General features: G+C 66.7%; 21 protein-coding genes. 8 read left to right on the forward strand and 13 right to left on the reverse strand.

Annotated elements, in window-relative coordinates; translation table 11 throughout:
* Positions 1-46 precede the first annotated feature (46 nt).
* The gene (xseA, locus tag AC1DRE_RS13325) at positions 47-1,321 is read left to right on the forward strand and encodes an exodeoxyribonuclease VII large subunit (RefSeq protein ID WP_476985240.1); all 1,275 of its coding nucleotides are present in this window, start codon (positions 47-49) and stop codon (positions 1,319-1,321) included.
* A 66-nt stretch (positions 1,322-1,387) separates the two neighbouring features.
* Positions 1,388-1,618 (forward strand): exodeoxyribonuclease VII small subunit, encoded by a 231-nt coding sequence (locus AC1DRE_RS13330; RefSeq protein WP_104172140.1) that lies wholly within the window; start codon positions 1,388-1,390, stop codon positions 1,616-1,618.
* 41 nt (positions 1,619-1,659) lie between these two features.
* Here the strand turns inward: AC1DRE_RS13330 and AC1DRE_RS13335 are convergent, their stop codons facing one another.
* The 7 genes from AC1DRE_RS13335 to rsgA form a co-directional block, all read right to left on the reverse strand.
* A complete protein-coding gene (locus tag AC1DRE_RS13335) occupies positions 1,660-2,514 on the reverse strand; it encodes a polyphosphate kinase 2 family protein (RefSeq protein WP_476985086.1) in 855 nt (284 codons plus the stop codon).
* 104 nt (positions 2,515-2,618) lie between these two features.
* Entirely contained in the window at positions 2,619-3,839 is a 1,221-nt protein-coding gene (locus tag AC1DRE_RS13340; protein ID WP_104172138.1) for a pyridoxal phosphate-dependent aminotransferase, read from the reverse strand.
* 147 nt (positions 3,840-3,986) lie between these two features.
* Positions 3,987-4,943, reverse strand: a complete 957-nt coding sequence (locus AC1DRE_RS13345) for an ABC transporter substrate-binding protein (RefSeq protein WP_476985087.1) — start codon at positions 4,941-4,943, stop codon at positions 3,987-3,989.
* On the reverse strand, positions 4,940-5,686 hold the full coding sequence (locus AC1DRE_RS13350; RefSeq protein WP_476985088.1) for an ABC transporter permease: 747 nt from the start codon (positions 5,684-5,686) through the stop codon (positions 4,940-4,942). The genes AC1DRE_RS13345 and AC1DRE_RS13350 overlap by 4 nt, the downstream gene beginning before the upstream one ends.
* Positions 5,683-6,393, reverse strand: a complete 711-nt coding sequence (locus AC1DRE_RS13355; RefSeq protein ID WP_476985089.1) for an ABC transporter permease — start codon at positions 6,391-6,393, stop codon at positions 5,683-5,685. The genes AC1DRE_RS13350 and AC1DRE_RS13355 overlap by 4 nt, the downstream gene beginning before the upstream one ends.
* A complete protein-coding gene (locus AC1DRE_RS13360) occupies positions 6,393-7,493 on the reverse strand; it encodes an ABC transporter ATP-binding protein (RefSeq protein WP_476985090.1) in 1,101 nt (366 codons plus the stop codon). The genes AC1DRE_RS13355 and AC1DRE_RS13360 overlap by 1 nt, the downstream gene beginning before the upstream one ends.
* Before the next feature lie 231 nt (positions 7,494-7,724).
* Positions 7,725-8,900, reverse strand: a complete 1,176-nt coding sequence (rsgA, locus tag AC1DRE_RS13365; protein WP_476985091.1) for a ribosome small subunit-dependent GTPase A — start codon at positions 8,898-8,900, stop codon at positions 7,725-7,727.
* 371 nt (positions 8,901-9,271) lie between these two features.
* On the opposite strand from rsgA, the gene AC1DRE_RS13370 reads away from it, so the two are divergent.
* On the forward strand, positions 9,272-10,330 hold the full coding sequence (locus AC1DRE_RS13370) for a pirin family protein (RefSeq protein ID WP_476985092.1): 1,059 nt from the start codon (positions 9,272-9,274) through the stop codon (positions 10,328-10,330).
* A gap of 3 nt (positions 10,331-10,333) precedes the next feature.
* Here the strand turns inward: AC1DRE_RS13370 and AC1DRE_RS13375 are convergent, their stop codons facing one another.
* On the reverse strand, positions 10,334-11,308 hold the full coding sequence (locus tag AC1DRE_RS13375; RefSeq protein WP_476985093.1) for an N-acetylglucosamine kinase: 975 nt from the start codon (positions 11,306-11,308) through the stop codon (positions 10,334-10,336).
* Positions 11,309-11,344: 36 nt separating this feature from the next.
* Between AC1DRE_RS13375 and AC1DRE_RS13380 the strand changes: the two genes are divergently transcribed.
* Positions 11,345-12,394, forward strand: a complete 1,050-nt coding sequence (locus AC1DRE_RS13380; RefSeq protein WP_476985094.1) for a nitronate monooxygenase — start codon at positions 11,345-11,347, stop codon at positions 12,392-12,394.
* 14 nt (positions 12,395-12,408) lie between these two features.
* Here AC1DRE_RS13380 and AC1DRE_RS13385 read toward each other — a convergent pair whose 3' ends face one another.
* The gene (locus tag AC1DRE_RS13385; RefSeq protein WP_476985095.1) at positions 12,409-13,392 is read right to left on the reverse strand and encodes a LysR family transcriptional regulator; all 984 of its coding nucleotides are present in this window, start codon (positions 13,390-13,392) and stop codon (positions 12,409-12,411) included.
* A 90-nt stretch (positions 13,393-13,482) separates the two neighbouring features.
* Between AC1DRE_RS13385 and AC1DRE_RS13390 the strand changes: the two genes are divergently transcribed.
* Positions 13,483-14,748 carry an MFS transporter gene (locus tag AC1DRE_RS13390; RefSeq protein WP_476985096.1) on the forward strand — a complete coding sequence of 422 codons (1,266 nt, stop codon included), beginning with the start codon at positions 13,483-13,485 and terminating at the stop codon, positions 14,746-14,748.
* 9 nt (positions 14,749-14,757) lie between these two features.
* Here the strand turns inward: AC1DRE_RS13390 and AC1DRE_RS13395 are convergent, their stop codons facing one another.
* Positions 14,758-15,921, reverse strand: coding sequence for a trans-sulfuration enzyme family protein (locus AC1DRE_RS13395; RefSeq protein ID WP_476985097.1), 1,164 nt, complete (start codon positions 15,919-15,921; stop codon positions 14,758-14,760).
* A 132-nt stretch (positions 15,922-16,053) separates the two neighbouring features.
* On the opposite strand from AC1DRE_RS13395, the gene AC1DRE_RS13400 reads away from it, so the two are divergent.
* Positions 16,054-16,557, forward strand: a complete 504-nt coding sequence (locus tag AC1DRE_RS13400) for an Lrp/AsnC family transcriptional regulator (protein ID WP_307045800.1) — start codon at positions 16,054-16,056, stop codon at positions 16,555-16,557.
* Between the two features lie 41 nt (positions 16,558-16,598).
* Here AC1DRE_RS13400 and AC1DRE_RS13405 read toward each other — a convergent pair whose 3' ends face one another.
* The 3 genes from AC1DRE_RS13405 to AC1DRE_RS13415 all read right to left on the reverse strand — a co-directional run bounded on the left by AC1DRE_RS13405 (position 16,599) and on the right by AC1DRE_RS13415 (position 19,099).
* A complete protein-coding gene (locus AC1DRE_RS13405) occupies positions 16,599-16,838 on the reverse strand; it encodes a 2-nitropropane dioxygenase (protein ID WP_364119343.1) in 240 nt (79 codons plus the stop codon).
* Positions 16,835-17,686: an ArsR/SmtB family transcription factor gene (locus AC1DRE_RS13410; RefSeq protein WP_476985098.1), complete on the reverse strand. Its 852-nt coding sequence runs from the start codon at positions 17,684-17,686 to the stop codon at positions 16,835-16,837. The genes AC1DRE_RS13405 and AC1DRE_RS13410 overlap by 4 nt, the downstream gene beginning before the upstream one ends.
* A gap of 171 nt (positions 17,687-17,857) precedes the next feature.
* A complete protein-coding gene (locus AC1DRE_RS13415; RefSeq protein ID WP_476985099.1) occupies positions 17,858-19,099 on the reverse strand; it encodes an MFS transporter in 1,242 nt (413 codons plus the stop codon).
* Positions 19,100-19,256: 157 nt separating this feature from the next.
* On the opposite strand from AC1DRE_RS13415, the gene AC1DRE_RS13420 reads away from it, so the two are divergent.
* Both AC1DRE_RS13420 and corA read left to right on the forward strand, forming a co-directional pair.
* Positions 19,257-19,769: an Lrp/AsnC family transcriptional regulator gene (locus AC1DRE_RS13420; RefSeq protein ID WP_476985241.1), complete on the forward strand. Its 513-nt coding sequence runs from the start codon at positions 19,257-19,259 to the stop codon at positions 19,767-19,769.
* A 15-nt stretch (positions 19,770-19,784) separates the two neighbouring features.
* Positions 19,785-20,780 carry a magnesium/cobalt transporter CorA gene (corA, locus tag AC1DRE_RS13425; protein ID WP_476985100.1) on the forward strand — a complete coding sequence of 332 codons (996 nt, stop codon included), beginning with the start codon at positions 19,785-19,787 and terminating at the stop codon, positions 20,778-20,780.
* The last annotated feature ends 11 nt before the right edge of the window (positions 20,781-20,791 follow it).

The raw sequence follows: 20,791 nt of genomic DNA on the forward strand, positions 1-20,791 counted from the left end.
ATGCCAAAGGCTCCCACCCCGTCACGGTCCGCCCGTGGCTGACAACATGCCCGCGGCAACCACGGTTCCTGCGACGGCTGCCGAAACCAGCCCGGACAACCCTTGGCCCTTGCAGCTTCTGTCGCAAAAACTCAAAGCCCACATCGACCGCACCCCCTCGGCATGGGTCGAAGGCCAGGTCATCGAGCTGAACCGCCGCGGCGGCAGCGCCTTCATGACGCTCCGGGATGTTGACGCCGAAATCTCCCTACCGGCGTCCATCTGGTCGAATGTTCTGGACCGCCAGGAGGTTCCCCTGGAGCGGGGCTCCAGGGTGGTGGCACTCCTGAAGGCAGAGTTCTGGCTCAAGACCGGACGCCTCAACATGTCGGTGAAGGACATCCGGCCAGTAGGGCTCGGAGACCTGCTGGCGCGGATCGAGCGGCTCCGCCACGCGCTCTCCATGGAAGGACTTTTTGCGGATTCCCGGAAGAAACGCCTGCCGCTCCTCCCGCACCGGATCGGGCTCATCACCGGACGCGACTCCGATGCCAAAAAGGACGTGCTTCGCAACGCCGCGCTCCGGTGGCCAGCCGTCGAATTCGAGGTCCGGGAAGTTGCGGTGCAGGGAAATACCGCTGTGTCCCAGATCATTGGCGCGCTGCGCGAACTCGATGCGGATCCCCACGTTGACGTCATCGTCATCGCCCGCGGCGGCGGCGCTTTGGAGGACCTGCTCCCCTTCAGCAACGAGGACCTGATCAGGGCAGTGTCCGGAGCGTCCACACCCGTGGTCAGCGCGATCGGGCATGAGGCGGACCGGCCCATCCTCGACGACGTCGCGGACCTCCGGGCTTCCACGCCCACGGATGCCGCCAAGAGGATCGTTCCCGACGTCGCCGAAGAACTCACCAGGGTTCGGCAGGCCCGCGACCAACTCCGGCGCGGCGTGACGCGGCTGGTGGAACGCGAATCCGACCGGATGGCCTCCCTGCATTCGCGGCCCGTCCTCGCTTCGCCGGAAGTCATGGTCAGCACCCGGGCCGAAGACGTTGCACGACTCAGCAGCCGCTCACGCGCCGCCATCAGCACCGCAGTGCTGAGGGCCGCCGACCAGGTCGTCCACCTCCGCAACCAGGTGCGCGCCCTCTCACCACAGCAAACGCTGGACCGCGGCTACGCCGTGGTGCAGGTGGCCGGTGCGGACCAGGCCGCGGATACCCGGAAGACCGTCGTGCGGCACCCGTCGCAGGCACCGGAGGGCTCCGAGCTTTTCGTACGGGTTTCCGGCGGCAGTTTTTCGGCCCGGTCCACCGGCGGCCACCAGATTTCCGAAAACTGAATCAGCGCGGTGCCGGACAAACACCGGAACCGCCCAGTCCACCTACCACCAGCAGGGAGCAGCACATTGGCAGCAGAACAGAAACCGAACGCCGACATCGAAGGACTGAGCTACGAGGAGGCCCGCGAACAGCTCGTGGCTGTGGTGGGCAAGCTCGAAGCCGGCGGCGCCAGCCTGGAGGACTCACTCGCCTTGTGGGAAAGGGGCGAAGCGTTGGCCAAGCGCTGCGAGGAATGGCTCGAAGGCGCCCGCAAGCGGCTGGCCGCAGCCCGGAACCAGGCCGGGCCGGAGTCTTAGCCCGCCTCGCCCTTAGGCCGCCCGGGTCCCGGGCCGCCGGATCAGGACCTTTCCACCAAGCTACGCTCCAGGGCAACGTCGAACTCGGCGGCGGGCCAATCCAGATGGAGGTCTTCCATGGCGTGCAGCAGCAGCTGTTGCACGGCGATGCGCGCGTACCACTTCTTGTTCGCCGGGACCACGTGCCAGGGCGCCACTTCAGTGTGCGTCTTGTCAAAGGCTGCCTGGTACGCGGCCATGTAGTCGTCCCAGAAGGCGCGCTCCTTCAAGTCGCCGCTGCTGTACTTCCAGTGCTTCGAGGGATCATCCAGCCGCGCGAGCAGCCGGGCCTTTTGTTCATCCCGGCTGATGTTCAGCATCACCTTGACGATCCGCGTACCGGAGGCCGTCAGCCTGGCTTCAAATTCGTTGATCGCGGTGTAGCGCCGCTCCAGCTCTTCCGGGGAGGCCCAGCCGCGGACCCGGTGGATGAGCACATCCTCGTAATGGGACCGGTCGAAGACACCCACCATCCCGGCCGCGGGGACTTCCTTCTCGATCCGCCAGAGGAAGTCGTAGGCTTTTTCCTCGTCGGTGGGCGCCTTGAACGCCTTGAGCTGCACACCCTGCGGGTCCATGGCACCCACAACGTGGGCCACGATGCCGCCTTTGCCCGCGGTGTCCATTGCCTGGAGGATCAGCAGGATGCGCTTGTTGCCGCCGAACTTGGCCTCGGCGAACAGCTTCTCCTGCAGCATCGCAAGTTTGCCGTCGAGTTCGGCAAGAAGTGCCTGCCCATCCGATTTGTCGCCGGCATAACCCGGTGTCGAACCAGGGTCCACATCGGCCAGCTTGAAGCCGTCACCCGCGGCGAGGGTCCCTGACGGGGACTTCTTGAACGTTTCCATGCCTGCCATGACTAGCCTTCCGCCGATGTGCCGCCAGTCCGGAACGCCGCCTCGTGCGGTTCCCTCCGGCTGCCGCCGCCCGGGATCCACCGGGCGGCGTTGCTGCCATCAGGCTAGTTCCCCTGGTACCGGCTGAGGAAGTCCCCCATGCGGCCAATAGCCTCTTCGATGTCCTTCACGTTGGGCAGGGTGACCATCCGGAAGTGGTCCGGCCGGACCCAGTTGAAGGCACGCCCGTGGGAAACGAGGATCTTCTGATCGCGGAGCAGGTCCAGGACGAACTTTTCGTCGTCGCGGATGTGGAAGACCTCGGGGTCCAGTTTGGGGAACAGGTAGAGCGCTCCCCTGGCCTGCTGTGTGCTGACGCCGGGGATGGCGTTAAGCAGGTCATAGGCCTTGTTCCGCTGTTCCAGCAGGCGTCCGCCGGGCAGGATCAGGTCGTTGATGCTCTGGTATCCGCCCAAAGCCGTCTGGATGGCGTGCTGCGCCGGCACGTTGGCGCAGAGGCGCATGTTGGCCAGCAGGCTGATGCCTTCGAGGTAGTCGGCGGCGTCCTTCTTCGGCCCTGAAATCGCCATCCAGCCGGCCCGGTACCCGCACACCCGGTAGGCCTTGGACAGTCCGCTGAAGGTCAGGCACAGGACGTCGTCGCCGGTGAGGCCCGCAAGGTTCACGTGGACGGCGTCCTCGTAGAGGATCTTCTCGTAGATTTCGTCCGCGAACAGCACCAGACCGTGCTTTTCGGCGAGGGCCACGATCTTCTTCAGTGTCTCTTCGGGATACACCGCGCCGGTGGGGTTGTTCGGGTTGATTACCACGATTCCCTTGGTACGCGGGGTGATCTTGGATTCGAGGTCCTCCAGGTCCGGCTGCCAGCCGGACTCCTCATCGCAGAGGTAGTGCACCGGCCGGCCGCTCGCGAGGGCCACGGAGGCCGTCCACAGCGGGTAGTCCGGAGTGGGGATAAGGACCTCGTCGCCGTCGTCGAGGAGCGCCATGAGCGACATGGTGATGAGTTCACTGACACCGTTGCCGAGGTAGATGTCATCCACGTGGATGTTCTGGATCCCGCGGGTCTGGTAGTACTGCGACACGGCGGTCCGGGCGGAAAATATGCCGCGGGAATCACTGTACCCCTGGGCATGCGGCAGGTGGCGGATCATGTCCACCAAAATGGCGTCCGGCGCTTCAAAACCAAACGGGGCCGGGTTTCCGATATTCAGTTTGAGGATGCGGTGACCCTCTGCCTCCATCTGCTGGGCGGCCTGAAGAATCGGTCCACGGATGTCGTAGAGGACATTATGAAGCTTGGTGGACTGCTTGAATTCTGCCATCCATCAAATATGCCATATGGCGGATGTACTTCAGCTGAGACTTGACTCACACGGGAGCGAAGCAATGGCGCTTCGGCCGGCAGCCGGGGGAAAACGACAACGGCGCCTCCCGGACTGTGAAGTCCGGAAGGCGCCGTCGGGCTCTGGCTACTTAACCAGGCCCTTGTCCTTGAGCCAGGCCGCTGCTGCGTCCTTCGGGTTCTGCTTCTGTGTGCCGCTGACGGCGCGGTTGAGGTTGATCAGGTCTTCCGTGGTGAGGATCTTGGACACGGAGTTGAGCGCTTCCTTGGCCTTGTCCGTCATCTTGGCCTTGTTGTACAGCGGCAGGACCTGCTGGGCGATGAAGTTGTTCTTGGGGTCCTCCAGGACCACCAGGTCATTGTCGGCGATGGCGGGCGTCGTGGTGTAGATGTCCGCGACCTGCACCTGGTCTTCGAGCAGCGCTTTGACGGTGATGGGGCCGCCGCCGTCGCTGAACGGTTCCAGCTTCTTGGGCTCGCAGCTGTAGTTCTTCTTCAGGCCGGGCAGGCCGTACGCGCGCTCGGCGAAGGTAGCCGGTGCGCCGACCACCAGCTCACTGCAGACCTTGGCGAGGTCTTCGATGGACTTGAGCTGGTACTTTTCCGCCGTCGCTTTGGTCACCACCATGGCATCCTTGTCCTCAGCCTTGGAAGCCTCCAGCACGGCCAGTCCCTCGGGCAGCTTGGCCGGGAGCGCCTTGTAGATGTCGTCCGCCGACACCTCGGTGGCTTCCTTGTCCACATGCAGCAGGAGGTTGCCGCTGTAGTCGGGGATGACGTCCACGGACCCGTCCTGGACAGCCTTGAAGTACACCTCGCGCGACCCGATGTTGGGCTTGGTGCTTGCCGTCACGCCGGCCGCGTTCAGGGCGCCGGCGTAGACCTCTGCGATGATCTGGCTTTCCGGGAAGTCGGCGGAACCGATCACCAGCGCCGAACCTGATCCCGAGCCGCCTGTGGCGGGCGCGCTTCGCATGGGGTCCGACCCTCCGCCGCACGCGGACAGCGTCAGGGCAAGCCCGACGCCGGCGGCCAGACCGCCGAATGCGCGCCGGCCCAGGACTCTAGAGTGGGTTTCCTTCATGACGTACCTCCTTGAAGAACAGGCTCCGCGGACACGGGGTCTGTGAGATCAACCGGTGCCTGCTGGCTCCGGTCTGGCGTGGCAGAAACTCTCCTGGACAGGAACAGCCTCTGGAAAACGGCGAGAATCAGGTCGACGGCGATGGCCAGGCCGGCTATCAGGAGCGAACCGCCCAGCATTTGCGGAAAATCGGACAGCACCAGGCCGTCGAAAAGATAGCGGCCCAGCCCGCCCAGATTGATATACGCAACCACCGAAACGGTGGCGATCACCTGCAGCACGCCGGTCCGGAATCCTCCGAACATCACCGTCAGGGCATTGGGGACTTCCGCCCGGAACAGCACCTGCAGTTCAGTCATGCCCATGGCGCGCGCGGCGTCCACCACGTTCCGGTCCACGCTGGCGATCCCCGCGTAGGTGCCGGCGAGCAGCGGGGGCACCGTGAGAATCACGAGGGCCCAGATCGGAGGCATCAGTCCGATGCCGGCCAGGAGGACGAAGAGAGTCAGCAGGCCAAGGGTGGGCAGCGCCCGCAGCGCGCCGGCCAACGCAACAACCGCCACCCGGCCTCGGCCGGTGTGGCCGACATAGAGGCCTATTGGGACGGCGATGCCCGTGGCGATCAGCATCACGAGGCCTGTGTATTGGAGGTGCTCTGCCAGCCGGACGGGAATTCCCGTGCTACCGGCCCAGTTCAGGGGGTCCCCCAGCCAGGCAAAGGTGTCCGTAAAGACATTGCTCATGCGGAGGCACCGCCTGTCCGGACATCGGACAACCGCTCCGCCGCCGAGGCCAGACCGGCCTTGTCCGTTTTTGCTGCGGCCCTGGTCCACGGCGTCAGGAGCCGTTCCAGGAGCACGAGCACCGCATCCATCACGAGTGCCAGAACCAGAATGGCAATGATTCCGACCACCACCTCGGTAATGAAGCCCCGTTGGAGGCCGGAGGTGAACAGCATCCCCAGGTTCCCGATGCCGAGCAGGGCGGCCACGCTCACCAGCGAGATGTTGCTGACCGACACCACACGCAACCCGGCGAACAGCACCGGCAGGGACAGCGGAAGATCGATCTGGACGAAACGCGCACCGGGCTTGAAGCCCATGGCAACGGCCGCCTGGCGAAGGTCGTCATCCACCGAGTCGAAAGCGTCGAGGGCGGCCCGCACCAGGAGGGCCACCGCGTAAATCGTGAGTGCCACAATCACGTTGACCGGATCCAGGACCCTGGTCCCCAGGATTGAGGGCAGGATGATGAACAAGGCGAGGGACGGCACCGTGTAGAGCAGGGACGTCGCCGTGACCACTACAGAGCGCAGGGTCCTGTTTCGCCGGGCGAACTGGGCGAGCGGAATAGAGAGCAGCAAACCCAACAGCATGGGCAGGATGGCCAGCACCAGGTGCTGGCTGGCGAGTTCGAACACCCGCCCGCTGTTGGCCAGGAACCATTCCATCAGAGGGCACCCTGCCGGACCAGCCGGGCCGATTCAATGACCGACAGCACCTCATCGGCTTTGAGGACGCCGGCAAGCCGGCCGTCTGTGTCCACGGCAACGCCCAACCCCGAAGGTGAGGAGAGCGCCGCGTCCAGGGCCCGGCGGAGGGTCTCCCCTTTCCGGAAGAGCGATCCGCCGGGGATGAGGGCTGGTCCCGCGCCCGGGCTGGTCCAGCCCAGCGGGCGCGAATCCGCGTCCACCACGAGCAGCCACTCGTCCGTGGCAGAACCTGCCGCGACGGCCGCCAGGTCACTTTGGCTGACGGTGGGGACCTCGTGGAGGGTGACGGCGTCGGACGGGCTGAACGCCAGGTGGCGGAACCCCCGGTCCTTGCCCACGAAGGACGCCACGAAGTCGTTGGCCGGTGCGCGCAGGATTTCCTCCGGCGTGGCGTACTGCGCCAGCTTGCCGCCGGTGGCGAAGACGGCGACCTTGTCCCCCAGGACCGTGGCTTCGTCGATGTCATGGGTGACGAAAACGATGGTCTTGGCCAGGTCCCGCTGCAGCCTGAGCAGCTCCTGCTGCAGTTCGTCGCGAACGACCGGATCCACGGCACTGAAGGGTTCGTCCATCAGCAGTACGGGGGGATCTGCAGCGAGGGCGCGCGCCACGCCCACGCGCTGCTGCTGGCCGCCGGACAGCTGGGAGGGGTAGCGCTTGCCGAGCACCGAAGCGAGCCCGACGACGTCGAGCAGTTCCTGGGCGCGCTGGCGTGCCTCCGCTTTGGAGACGCCGTTCAGCCGCGGGACAGTGGCGATGTTATCCAGCACCGAACGGTGCGGCATCAGTCCCGAGGACTGCATGACATACCCCATGGACCGGCGCAGTTGCGCGGCGGGCACGGACGTCACGTCCTTGCCGCCAACAGTGATGGTGCCGGAAGTGGGCTCCACCATACGGTTGATCATCCGCAGGGAAGTGGTCTTCCCGCAACCGGAGGGACCAACAAAAACCGTGATGGAGCCTTTGTCGATGGACATGGTCAGGTTGTCAACGGCCGGCTGCCCGCTCTGGTACTGCTTGGTGACGCTCTGGAATTCGATCATGGCTTCAGCCATTTCCCGGCTTACCTAACTGTTGGCGGCAACATCGGACGGACAAGCCAGAAGATCATAAGCTCACTGATTTTCGGCTGTAAAGCAGGTATTACACAGCGTAACCAGCGGTCCCGCCAAAGTCAGCGGTGCCGCGGTTACCGTAAGCATTCGGTGACCTGCGCCTTTTGGATGGGCGGCGGTGCCGGACGTGTCATCCTGAGCAGTCCGGCACCGCTCCCCCCTGGCAGCACGTCACCTGCGCTTGCGTTTACCCCGCTTTCCGTCCCCGCCGGCGCGGTCACCGGCCGCGTCCTGGCCGTACCGCTCGGCCGCCCGCTGGCTTTTGCCGGCCACTACCACCTTCTGGTGCCATTCCCGCTGGTAGGCCCTCCGTGCGGCCACGTCGTGCCGGCGGTTCAGGGCCGCAAGCTCACGTTGGAGCTTGAGGTAGCTCTCCCACCGGCGCCTTTCCAGGGTCCCGTCGGCGAGCGCGCCCCGGATAGCGCAGCCGGGTTCCCGGTCGTGCGCACAGTCGGCGAAGCGGCACTGGCCGAACAGCTCCTCCAGGTCACCGAACATCTCCCCCATCCCGTCGTCCGCGTCGAAGAGCCCGAACCCGCGCACTCCGGGGGTGTCCATCAGCACGGCTCCCCCGGGCAGCGGAACGAGCTCACGGGACGTAGTGGTGTGCCTGCCCTTGCCGTCGCCCGCACGCACCGGCCCGACCTCCTGCAGGCGGTGCCCCGCCAAGGCGTTGATCAGCGTGGACTTCCCGGCACCGGAGGGCCCCAGCAGGACCAGCGTCGCGCCGGCCGGGACGTGTCCGAGCAGTTCGTCAAGGCCATCGCCATATTCCGCCGACGTGGTGACCACATCAACGCCGGCGGCCTGCAGGATGACCTTTCCGACGACGTCGTCAGCGATGTCGGCAAGATCGGCCTTGGTGATGATCACCAGCGGAGTGGCCCCCGAATCCCACGCCGCCACGAGCGTCCGCTCCAGCCGGTTGTGGGTGAGCGGCCGGTCCACCGGGACCACGACTCCCACCACATCGACGTTGGCGCCCAGGACCTGGGCTTCCGAGGACGCCTCAAAGGCCCGCTTGCGGCTCAGCGCCGATTGCCGCGGCAACACGCTGATGACGGCGGGTTCCCCTACGGCGTTGGTACCGAGCCAGACCCAGTCCCCGGTGGCGGGGACCTCGCCGTGGCTCGGATAGGGCAGATGCCAGAACTCCGCCGCCCCCGCGACCAGGACCCTGTTCCGGTCGACGCGGACCACCCGCCCGGGGCTCTGTCCGCCCGGCACGGGATGGGCCTCAAAGAACGCTGCCGTTGAGGGGCTGAAGCCGAACTGTACGGGACCGGCCAACGCAGGATGCCCGTGAGGTGGAGTTGAATCATTGGTTGCTGAAGAATCTGCGGTCATCACATGACCGGAAGTTGTATTCAATGGAGAACCTCTGGTGAGGCCCCGTTGCATGGACTCCGCTGTTTGAGCCGGCCGGCGCGATTTCTGCGCGGCGATTCAGGCCCGGCGGTTCGGGTGGATGCGGGTCAGGACATGCGATGGTCCGGGGCAGGGTAAATGACTTTGCTGAGGCGCTTGGCGCGCAGGAATATTGCAGTCATCGTCTCCACCTCCCCTTGTTCACGGCCACGACTTCGATGTGGGGCCGTCCGCTTCACCGGGCCCTGGGGGCCGGCGGCTTTTCAAGGGTAAGCCGTCCGGCCCCGGCTTGGCTAGGGGTTTTGGGCACGCCGCTGCCGATAACCGGACGTTCGGCCTAGAGTTGGTCTGTGACGAACCTTGAAGTAAGCCCCAGGGAAGAACTGTGCCCGCCCGGACAGCCCGGGGGGTACGCCGGAAACGGCCCGTGCGTGCAGTTGTGGCCGGCACGGGAGGTCCCGCTGGGAGGAGTCCGGGCCATGAACGTCCTGCGGACGCTTCCGCAACGGGGCCTCCCCACAGTCGGCGCCTGGTGCTTCCTGGACAGCTTCGGTCCGGACCGGGTGGCCATGTCCGTGCTGCCGCATCCGCACACCGGGCTGCAGACAGTGACCTGGCCGCTCGCCGGCAACATCAGGCACCGCGACAGCGTGGGCAGCGACGTGATCGTGCGCCCGGGCGAGCTCAACATCATGACCGCCGGCCGCGGCGTCTCCCACTCCGAGTTCGCCGTGCTGCCGCACCAACAGCGCGATCAGCACCAACAGCACGATCAGCACGACGCCGGACCGGAGCTTCCGCTGCAGCGCGGCCTTCAGCTGTGGGTCGCCCTGCCGGACGGAGAACGCCACCGGGCCCCGGCATTCGAGCAGCACCGCGACCTGCCGGAAGTTGCCGGAGCCGGCTTTTCCGCCACGGTGATGGTGGGAAGCTTCGCCGGAATGACGTCACCGGCCACCATGTACTCTCCGATTGTCGGAGCAGACATCAGCTGCAGCGGCTCTGTCGCGCTGCCTCTTGACCCGGAGTTTGAGCATGCGGTGCTGGTGCTCGACGGCGGGATTGCCATCGACGGCCAGGACGTTCCGCCGGGTCCGCTGGGCTATCTCGGTACGGGCCGCCAACTTCTCGAACTTGACGCGCTTCCTGACACACGCTTCATCCTGCTCGGCGGGGAACCGTTCCAGGAAGAGCTCCTGATGTGGTGGAATTTCGTGGGCCGGACCCATGACGAGGTGGCAGAGGCCCGCCAGGACTGGGAAGCCCAGGCCGGCCTTCCGGATCCGGACGCCGAGGCATCGCGTTTTGGCCTGGTCCGGGGCCATGGCCCGGACGCGGGAGCCGAGGCCGGGCGCATCCCTGCTCCGGCGCTTCCCGGAGTCCGGCTCCGCCCGCGCACGCGTTCCTAAGGGCTAGCCCTGCTCGGCCACCAGCTGCAGGACGCCGAAGACGGGGTCCTGCTCCAGCACACGCACATCCGTTACGCCTTCGGCGGCAAGGGTGCGCCTGAAGGATTCCTGCAGACGTGGCACGTTCATGCCGAGGCCGCCACCGAGGATCACCGGCCCCTTGATTCCCAGCTTCGTCAATGCCTGGGCGGTCAGGCCCGCCAGGTCCCGGCCCGCCTGCTCAACCAGCGCCCGGCTCGCTTCGTGACCCGCGTCCGCGGCCTCGACCACAAGCCGGGCCTGTTGCGCCCAGAAGCGGCGCCCGGTCTCCGGCGAGTGGAACAGGGCAATGAGCTTGTTGGGGTCCTCGACGTGGCAGGACCGCAGCAGTGCGGTGGTGAGTTCGTCCGGCTCCAACCCCTGGTTCATCCGGCGCAGGCTGTGGCGGACAGCCTCGCGGCCCAGCCAATAGCCGCTGCCCTCGTCACCGAGCAGGTATCCCCAGCCGCCCGCGCGCGCTTCCTCGCCCTGCGCGTTCTTGCCCCAGGCGGCGGAACCGGTGCCGGCGATAACGGCCACGCCCGTGCTCGCCCCGCCGGCTGCCAGCAAGAGCCGCGAGTCGTGGACCACCGTGATTTTTGCTGCAGGCACATGGGGAGCGATCAGCGCCGCGAGCGCCGCTGCGTCCTCGTCCGTGTCGATTCCGCCGGCTCCGGCGTAGACCTGGGCAACCGTACCTCCGCCGATCCGGGCAAAGAGCTCGGACAGGTGCCGGGCTGCCTCCTCGCGGCTGACGTTTTGCACGTTTGAACTGCCGACGCTCTCATCGGCGACGGGCCGCCCGTTTTCGAAGCGGACACCGCGTGTCTTGGTGCCTCCGATATCCAGGCCGATCACTGCGCCGGACGGCACACCTGCCTGCATACCGGGCGGCGCGGCGTGGGCCCCGGCGGTGGAAGGAACAGAATCCGTTGCCGGCAGGTTGTCAGAATTAGTCACGTGAACAGACTACTGAGTCGCTACAGGGAGCATGGAATGACAGGCGCCATATTCGGAACAAGAATCATCGCGGCTCCCATGGCCGGGGGCACATCAACATCCCGGTTCGTGCAGGCAGTGCACCACGGCGGCGGGGTGGGTTTCCTTGCCGCGGGCTATAAGGGCGTGGCGGCCATGGAGGCCGAGATACACGAGGTCCGCTCCGCCGGCGCCCGATTCGGCATGAACCTCTTCGTGCCCGACCGGGCCCAGCTGAACCCGCCGGCACCCGTCAGGGCAGCCCTGGAGGACTACCGGCGGAGCCTTGAGCCGGACGCCCGGCGCTACGGCGTGTCGCTCCCCGAACTGCGGCTCGACGACGACGACGAGTGGCAGGGCAAGGTCGATTCCCTGCTGGCGGACCCGGTGGAATTTGTCAGCTTCACTTTCGGGCTGCCGGAGCAGGACGAAGTGCGTGCGTTCAAGCGGGCCGGCTCCATGGTCATTGCCACAGTCACCAGCAAGGCCGAAGCCCTGCTGGCCGTCGAGCGGGGAGCTGACGTTGTTGCCGTCCAGCACGGGAGCGCAGGCGGACACAGCGGTGCTTTCCTGGCGCCCGGCAGCGCAGCAGCCTCCCCCGCCCACCGCACGACGGCGGACCTGGTCGCCGAGGTGCGGGCCGCCGTCGGCGTTCCCCTGATTGCGGCCGGCGGGATCATGGATTCCGCGGGCATCGACTCCGTGCTGGCCGCCGGCGCAGCGGCAGCCCAGCTGGGCACGGCCTTTGTCCGCAGCGATGAAAGCGGCGCGAGGCAATTGCACAAGGACGCCCTTGCCAGCCCCGTTTTCACGGAGACACGCCTGACGCGTGCCTTCACCGGCCGGCAGGCGCGGGCCCTGGCCAATTCCTTCGCCAGGGACCATGAGGATGCGCCGGAGGGGTACCCGGCAATCCATCACCTCACCGCCCCAATACGCGCAGCTGCCGCCGCGGCCGGCGATGCGGAGCGGTTGAATCTCTGGGCGGGAACCGGGTGGCGGCAGGCGGCAGCGGGACCGGTCTCGGCCATCATGGACGGGCTGCTGGCAGGGTCCGAACTTTCCTGATCCGCAGGGCGGAGTCAGCCTTCCGAACGTGACCGGACGAGTCCGGCCAGCAGCGCCGGCCCTTCGGCCACCACCAGCTCGCGGAACAGCCTGACCTGGTCCGGCACGCTCTCGGGGCCGCCGCGGCGCTCCCGCCAGGCGAGGCCGATTTCACGGAATGCCAGGTCCGATTCCAGCGGCACCTCCACCCAGCCCAGGTGGCCGGTGTGCGGTGTCACCGCCCGGCCGGGAGCCAGTCCGCCGGGCGGAAGGATGCTGACACCGAGCCCGGCGGACACGAGGCCGCGGACGGTGTGGGAATCCTGGCTTTCAAAAGCGATCCGCGGGCGGAGGCCAGCCTCGCGGAACAGCGCGTCCGTCAGCGAGCGCAGGCCGTATCCGGGTCCCATCGCCACAAACGGATCCTGCCTGATGTCCGCCATCCGTGCGCTCTTCCGGCCGGCCAGGCGATGTTCATGGTGCACCACCAGCCGCAACGGTTCCCGGTACAGGGCGGCTGAGCCGATGCTCCGGCCCGCCGGTGCGACGGGCGCGGTCAGGGCCAGGTCAGCGGTTCCCGCCGCGAGTTCGGCCAGGCACGCGTCCCGGGCACCCTGGCTGAGGTCGAAAGCGGTCTGCGGATGACGGCTGCGGAAGACGCTGATCAGCAGCGGCAGCGTCGCCTCGCCAAAGGTGTGCTGGAACGCCACGGCGATCCTGCCGCGCACCACCTCGGATTCGTGCCGCACCAAATCCAGCCCCGTCCGGAACTCGTTGAGCGCCGAGTCGATGTACGGCAGCAGCGCCTTGGCCGCCGGAGTCAGCCGGACTCCCCGGCCGTCCCGGACCAGCAGGTCGGTGCCCACGACGGCGCTGGCGCGGGCGAGCGCCCGGCTGACCGTGGACTGGGGCATGCCCAGCAATTCAGCTGTTTCCGTGACGTGCTGCGTCCTCCCGAGCTCGGACAGGACGGGAAGCAAGGGCAGCAGCTGCACCAGCTGTTTGTGTTCGATGTCCATCGGGCCTCCCGAAGATTGATCCGATACTGACATCTATTCTATGTAAATCATGCATTGGAAGCATGCCTTTCGTCCGTCTACGCTGGCTTTATGCCCCTGCTGTCAACGCACAATCCGACGAAACCCGAGCCGTGGGACGGTCATCCGAAGGGCTCGGCGGCGTACGGAAGGCTTCTGGCGGGGCTGGCGTTCGCCGGGGTGGCAACGTTCGCGCAGCTCTACTCCACCCAGGCCGTGCTGCCCATCATGGCAACCGACCTGCAGATCACGGCGGCCGAAGCCGCCCTCACCATCTCCCTTGCGACGGTGGGACTCGCCGTCACAGTCATCCCGTGGTCCTTCCTCGCAGACAGGATCGGCCGGGTCCGGGCCATGGCCCTGGGCATCCTGGCTGCGACCGTCCTGGGCCTGCTGGCGCCCCTGGCCGCCACTTTTCCCGTCCTCCTGGGCCTCAGGCTGCTTGAGGGCATGGCACTGGGCGGGATTCCGGCGATTGCCATTGCCTACCTGAACGAGGAAGTCCACAAGGCTCACGCCGCGCTGGCTGCGGGGACCTACGTCGCGGGCACCACGCTGGGCGGGCTCGCGGGCCGGCTTGTTGCCGGTCCCGTCGGGGAACTGTGGGGATGGCGGGCAGCAACATTGGCCGTCTCGGTTCTGGCCGCGGCCGCGGCCGTCCTTTTCCTGGTGCTGGTGCCCAAGGCCCGCGGCTTCACCCCGGCACGGGCCAGCGGCTTCCGCGGTGCCACCAGGACGCTGGCGGGCCATCTCCGCAACCCCCGCCTGCTGGCCCTCTATGTACAGGCGTTCCTGCTGATGGGCGGCTTCGTGGCCGTCTACAACTACCTCGGCTTCCGCCTCTCGGGGGACCCGTTCGGGCTGCCTGCCACCCTGATCAGCCTCATCTTCGTGGCCTACCTGTCCGGGACGGTGACCTCCCGGCTGGCAGGCGGACTCACGCTGAAATTCGGGCGGCGGACCATCCTGCTGGCCGGCATTCTGCTGATGGTCCTGGGCCTCGCGCTGACCCTGACCCAGTTGCTGGCGCTGATCCTGGCCGGACTGCTGGTCTTCACCGGCGGCTTCTTTGCGGCCCACAGCATCGGGGCCGGCTGGACCGGAGGAATCGCCACGACGGGCAGGGCGCAGGCCGCCTCCCTGTACAACCTCGCCTACTACCTCGGCTCCAGCGTCATCGGGTGGGCCGGCGGCCTCGTCTTCCAGTCGTTCGGCTGGACGGCGCTTGCCCTGGCGGTCATCGGGCTGGGATGTACGACGGCGGTGATCACCGCCGTCGTACATCCCGCGTCGGGTGACGGGCATACGAAACGTGCCGGCCAAAAGAAGCCAGCCTGAGCGGTGCAGCTAGCGGGTTCCCTCGATCGCCTGCACCAGGTCCGCCACGATGTCTGCAGCGTCTTCCAGTCCGACAGACAGCCTCAGCAGCCGGGCATGGGGCTTTGCCTCGGCGGCGACGGGCCGGTGGGTCAGCCCCGCCGGGTGCTGGATGAGGGTGTCGATGCCGCCGAGGGAAACGGCGTGCGTGATCATCCTGACCTCGGCCGGAATCCTCTCGGCATGCTCCGCGCTGGAGAGTTCAAAGGCCATCAGCGAACCCGGGCCGGACATCTGGGTGCCCACGAGCCCCAGCGGATCGCACTCCGGGAGGCCCGGGTAGTGGACAGCCTTCACCAGCCCGTGGCCGGCGAGCGCGGCGGCCACCTTGTGCGCGGTTGCCTGCTGCGCGCGGACGCGCACCGGAAGCGTCGCCAGCCCGCGGTGGAGCAGGTAGGCCGGCCACGGTGTAAGGATGCCGCCGGTCACGGCACGGACCTGGCGGAGCCTGGTGGCCCATTCCGGTGACGTGGCCACCACCCCGCCCATGGCGTCCCCATGGCCGCCGAGGAACTTGGTGGCACTGTGCAGCACCAGCGTGGCGCCATGGCTGAGCGGCTGCTGGAGCACGGGGCTGGCGAACGTGTTGTCGACCAGGAGCGGGACGCCGTCGGCGTCGTCGGCCAGCCGTGTGATGTCCACGAGCTCCAGGCTGGGGTTGGCGGGTGTCTCCACAATCACCAGTCCGGTATCCGGACGCAGCGCGGCGCGCACGCCATCCGGCGTCGTAAAGGTCACCTCGGTGCCCAGGACGCCCGAGGCGAGGACGTGGTCGCTCCCGCCGTACAGCGGACGGACAGCCACCACATGCTTCTTGCCGGCCGCCACCGTTGCGAGCAGGACCGCCGACAGCGCTGCCATGCCGGTGGCGAACGCGACGGCTTCGGGCGCGCCCTCCAGGACGGCCACGCCTTGTTCGAAGCGGGCAACTGTGGGGTTCCACAGGCGCTGGTAGACGGTGCTCTGGCCTTCCAGATGCACCCCGCCGGTGGCCATTTGTTCATAGGCCTGGCCGCCGTCGTGCACTGACGGAAGCGGCGCCGTGGTGGACAGGTCAATCGGCACGGCATGGACACCCTGCTCGGTGAGGCCGCTCCGGCCTGCGTGGACAGCCAGTGAATCGAGAGATAGCACGGGACTCCTTTGAATTATTCGCCATTGAATCCGGCAAGTATCTGGCAATAATTCGGAGTTTCACAGGGCACACGAATAGAACTGTCGGAAAGTGGAGTTTATGATGAACTCATAACACTTTGAGGAGGCCCCGTGAGCAGCGGTGCGAAGAATATTCGGCTCGGAGCGGGAACCGAACCGCTGGACGCCATTGATGAGCGGCTGCTGGCCGCCCTGGTGGACGACGCCCGGATTTCGAACAAGCAGTTGGCCGAGCTCGTGGGCATAGCCCCGTCCACCGCGCTGATGCGCACCCGGGCACTGTCCGAACGCGGGATCATCCAGGGGTTCGAAGCGAAACTGAGCCTGTCCGCCATCGGCCGTTCCGTCCAGGCACTCATCGCGGTCAGGCTCCGCGCCCACGACCGCGAACAGATCGACAGGTTCACGTCCCGCGTGCCCAGGCTTCCGGCTGTGCTTTCCACTTTCCACACCTCCGGCTCGGTGGATTACCTGCTGCACATCGCAGTGGCGACCACCGAGGACCTGCGCGACTGGGTCCTGGACAACCTGGCAACTGATCCCGTGGTGGGCCACACCGAGACCACGCTGGTGTTCGACCACATCCAGGGCAACCACGGGCCACTGCCCGACTGAGCTTCCTGGGTGCCACTGAGTTTCCGGGGCGCGACTGGCCCCTAGTGCCAGATGTAGAGCCCGGAATGCGCGGCGCCCATAATGTCGGTCCGCAGCACGTCCAGCTGCTCGCGGCGGAGCGTTGCGGCGCGTTCACGTTGGGCCCAGTCGGAGAGAATGACGCGCCGGTGTTCGGCCCAACGGACCAGGGCGGAGCCCAGTCCGGCCGCGGCCGACTCGACGACGGTCGGGCGACGGTAAGGGCTGCAGGCCGCTGAACCGGCGGCGGAGACTGTGCTCATGGCACTTTCCTTTCAGGACTTCCTGGTTGTGCGTGCTCTGGTTGTGCGTGCTCTGGTTGTGCGTTCCGCGGGTGGATCGTCCGCGATGTGCGGCCCCGGCCGCCCGCCGAAGCGGGAACGCCAAGGATGGGGAAGGCGTTCAGGTGGATCTGCACCGGGCGGGCGCCTTCCTGCTCGCCTTCGCTCCTGATGTCCTCCAACAGGCGGTGGCCGTAGGCCTCCAGTGCGTGGGTGTACCTTGCCAACTGGTCCGCAGTCAGGCGTGCATTCGCAGTGCTGATGAGGGCCGCATGGAGCCATTCGGCATCAAGGCTTTCGCTGCCGTGCGCCATAAAGTCTGCCAGCACGGCCTGCCTGCTGTGTTCAAACTCGCGGGTGACCAGCCGGGAGGCTTCCTCCGTTGCCGGCGACGTTGCCAACTCCGGGGACGTGATCTGGATGGCGCCGCGGGGGCGTTCCCACCAGCGCTCCCGTGCGGTCCCCTTGCCTTCCACTTCCCTGACAAAGTCGTGCTTGGCCAGCTGGCGAAGGTGGTAGCTCGTGGAACCGCTGGACTCGTTGAGCAGTTCGCCCAGGCTGCAGGCCGTCTGCGCCCCGTAGCGCGAGAGCATCTCGAGGATCTGCACCCGCAGCGGGTGCGCGAGCGCCTTCAGCGATACGGTGTCCACCCGGCGAACAGGGAACGGCTGGTCCTCCCCCGCCGGCAGGCCGGCGTCAGCTGAACCGGCTGCCGCGGCGCGGACTGCTTCCCCGGTGCGGGCCGCTTCGACGGCGGGGGCTGCTTCGGGGGCGTGGGTTGCTTCGGCGGAGTGGGCCGTGGGTGATGCCGTTTCCGGTGAACTGTTCATGCCTCAAAAATACGCTTGCAAAGAAACCTTTGCAAGCATTTCTTTGCAACACTTTGTTTGCAACAGTTTCTTTGCACACGGGCATCTGCCGGGGGCCCCGAGGGCTCCGAAAGCGCGCTAAGTCCGGCTCCCGGTCCGGCTTTGCTGCGGACTTGGTGCGGACTACTCGGCTCAGGCCGGCCGGCGGACGGCGGCAGCCAGCGTTACGGCGGCCAGGGCGAACGCAAGGAGTGAGCACAGCACCACAAAGCCGGCTACCGCCGCCTGCAGGCCGTATGCCGCCGTTGCCATGCCCAGCCCGATTACGGGGAGGGCACTGCCGAGGTAGGTGATCACATAGACGGTGCTGATAATTTGCGCGTGCCTCGAGGCCTCCACTTTTCCCGCCACGTCGTTGAACACGGTCCGGAAGGACACCCCCTGGCCCACGCCAGCGGCCAGGCTTGCCGCGATGAGCAGCCAGGGGCTGCTCCAGGCCGCGGCCGCTGCAATCAGGAGCACCGACATGCCAAGTACGGCCAGGCCGGCGGGCACCACGAACTTCCCGCGGACTGCCAGGAGCTGGCTGAGGGCTGAAGCGCCGAGCGTCAATCCGGCGAGGACGCCGATGAGCGGGCGGGAATCGGCGTCGACGATCTGGGCAAAGTAGCCCGGAGCGAGCGAGAGGCAGAAGCCGAAAACGCTGAAACTGAGGAACCCGACGGCCGAGGCCAGCCAGAAGGCGCCGCGGGCCTCGCTTGAAACGGACGGACGGCGCGGTGCCAGCACCTTGAGCGGCTGCGGACCCGCGACGGACGTGATGGCCGGCCGGGCCTTAAGCAGGAAGAGCGGGACAAGCATGGCGATGAGGACCAGCGAGTGAAGATAGTACGGCGTGGACGTCGGCCCCGGCAGGAGGGACAGGATTCCGCCGATGGCCGGCCCGGCGGCCACTCCCCCGGCGGATGCCAGCAGGGTGAATCGTGAGGCCCAGTCGGGACGGGCGGGCAGCAGCTCGCGCAGGGCGGCAGAACTGGCGCCGGTGGCCAGCGCCACGGCGATGCCCTGGAGGGCGCGCCCGGCGGAAAGCATCGCCAGGCTCTGGGCGTTGGCGAACACCATGCCGCCCGCCAGTCCCACGACCACGGCCAGGAGCAGCGCCGCCCGGCGGCCGATGTGATCGGACCAGTGCCCGGCAAGCATCAGCGTGGACACCAGGGCCAGCACATACACCGAGAACGCCACCGTGATGCCGAATGACCCGATGCCAAGGTTCGCCTGAAGCAGCGGGTACAGCGGGGTTGCGAGGTTCGCGCCGACGAGCAGCGTGAAGATCACAACGCCCGCGATAACGAGCCGTGCCGTGGTGGAAGCGTCCCATGCCCAGCCTCCGGCGGTGGCCGGACGCATGCGGAGTTCGCTGAAGACAGTCATGTGCGTGCCTTTGCGTGCAGTGCCGGCCTGACCGTTCCTTGTGGGAACAGACGCGGTCCGGGCGAAACATTGATACCTACAGAATGGGACACACCTGATCCTGAATACCAAAATTCATGGCAAAATTGATCAAAACAATCAATGATGCCTAGCGATGATGAACCGGAGTGATGATTTGAACAGCCTGGACAGCACGGACCTGAGGATCCTGCTGGAACTGATCCGCGATCCGCGGGTCCAGATCGGCGAGCTCAGCGATTCGCTGGGCATCGCCCGCAATACGGCCCAGTCCCGGATCCGCCGGATGCTGCGCTCCGGCCTGCTGCACGACGGCGGACGGGAGATCGACCTCGAGGCGGTGGGGTACGACGTCGTCGCCTTCGTGACGATCGAAGTCAGCCACCGGGAACTCGACGGCGTGGTGGGCGCCTTGCGCCTGATTCCGCAGGTCCTGGAAGTCCACGAGATTTCCGGGCGTGGCGACGTATGGTGCCGGGTAGTGGCTACGGATACCCATAACCTGCAGACGGCGCTGCGCTCGATCCTCAGAATCAAGGGCGTGATCCGCACGGAGACTGTCCTCGCGCTGCACACGCACATCCCCTACCGCACGGAGCCGCTCATCAGCAGGCTCGCCCAGAGCGCCGCGCCCGCCATCCGCGCCAAGTGACTGGGATAATGGCGCGTGACCATCATCGACAACGCCGTGTACGTGAACGGCCGCCGCACCGCCGAGCCGCACAATCTTGAGCAGACCTTCGAGACGCTGGCGGACCACGGCGGCATGGCCTGGATCGGCCTGTACCGGCCCACGGAGGCTGAAATGTCCGCCGTGGCCAAGGAGTTCGGACTGCACGGGCTCGCGGTGGAGGATGCCATCTCGGCCCACCAGCGGCCCAAGCTGGAACGCTACGACGACGTTCTCTTCACGGTGCTCCGCCCCGCCAGGTACCTGGACGCGACGGAAACCGTCGAGTTCGGCGAACTCCACATTTTTACCGGCACGAACTTCGTGGTCACCGTCCGGCACGCTGAAACCGCCGGCGTGGCCCGTGTTCGCCAACGCCTGGAGGAGCGCCCGGAACTCCTGAAGCACGGGCCGGAAGCGGTGCTCTACGCCCTGATGGACCAGGTGGTGGATGACTACGTTCCCGTTGTGGCGGGCCTGGAAAACGACATCGACGAAATCGAGGACCAGCTGTTCAGCGGCGATTCCGCTGTTTCGCGCCGGATCTATGAGCTGGCCCGGGAAGTGATCCAGTTCCAGCGGGCCATCCACCCGCTGCCGGCGATGATGCAGCTGCTCAAGCGCGGGTTCGACAAATACGAGGTGGACACCGATCTGCAGCACCACCTCCGCGACGTGGAGGACCACGTGGAGCGGCTGGTCTCCCGGGCGGACTCCTTCCGCGACATCCTGCAGAATGCGCTCACCCTGGACGGCACGCTGACCGCCAACCGTCAGAACGAGGCGAGCGCCGAGCAGAACGAGCAGGTCAAGAAGATCTCGTCGTGGGCGGCAATCTTCTTCGCGCCGTCCTTCGTGGCCGGTGTCTACGGCATGAATTTCGACCATATGCCCGAACTGCACTGGACGCTCGGCTATCCCCTCGCGATCGCCATGATGGCCGGGACGGCTGCGCTGATGTACACCATTTTCAAACGGAAGGGCTGGCTCTAGGAGCCGCCGGC

The sequence above is a fragment of the Arthrobacter sp. P4_H3 genome (assembly GCF_056400885.1).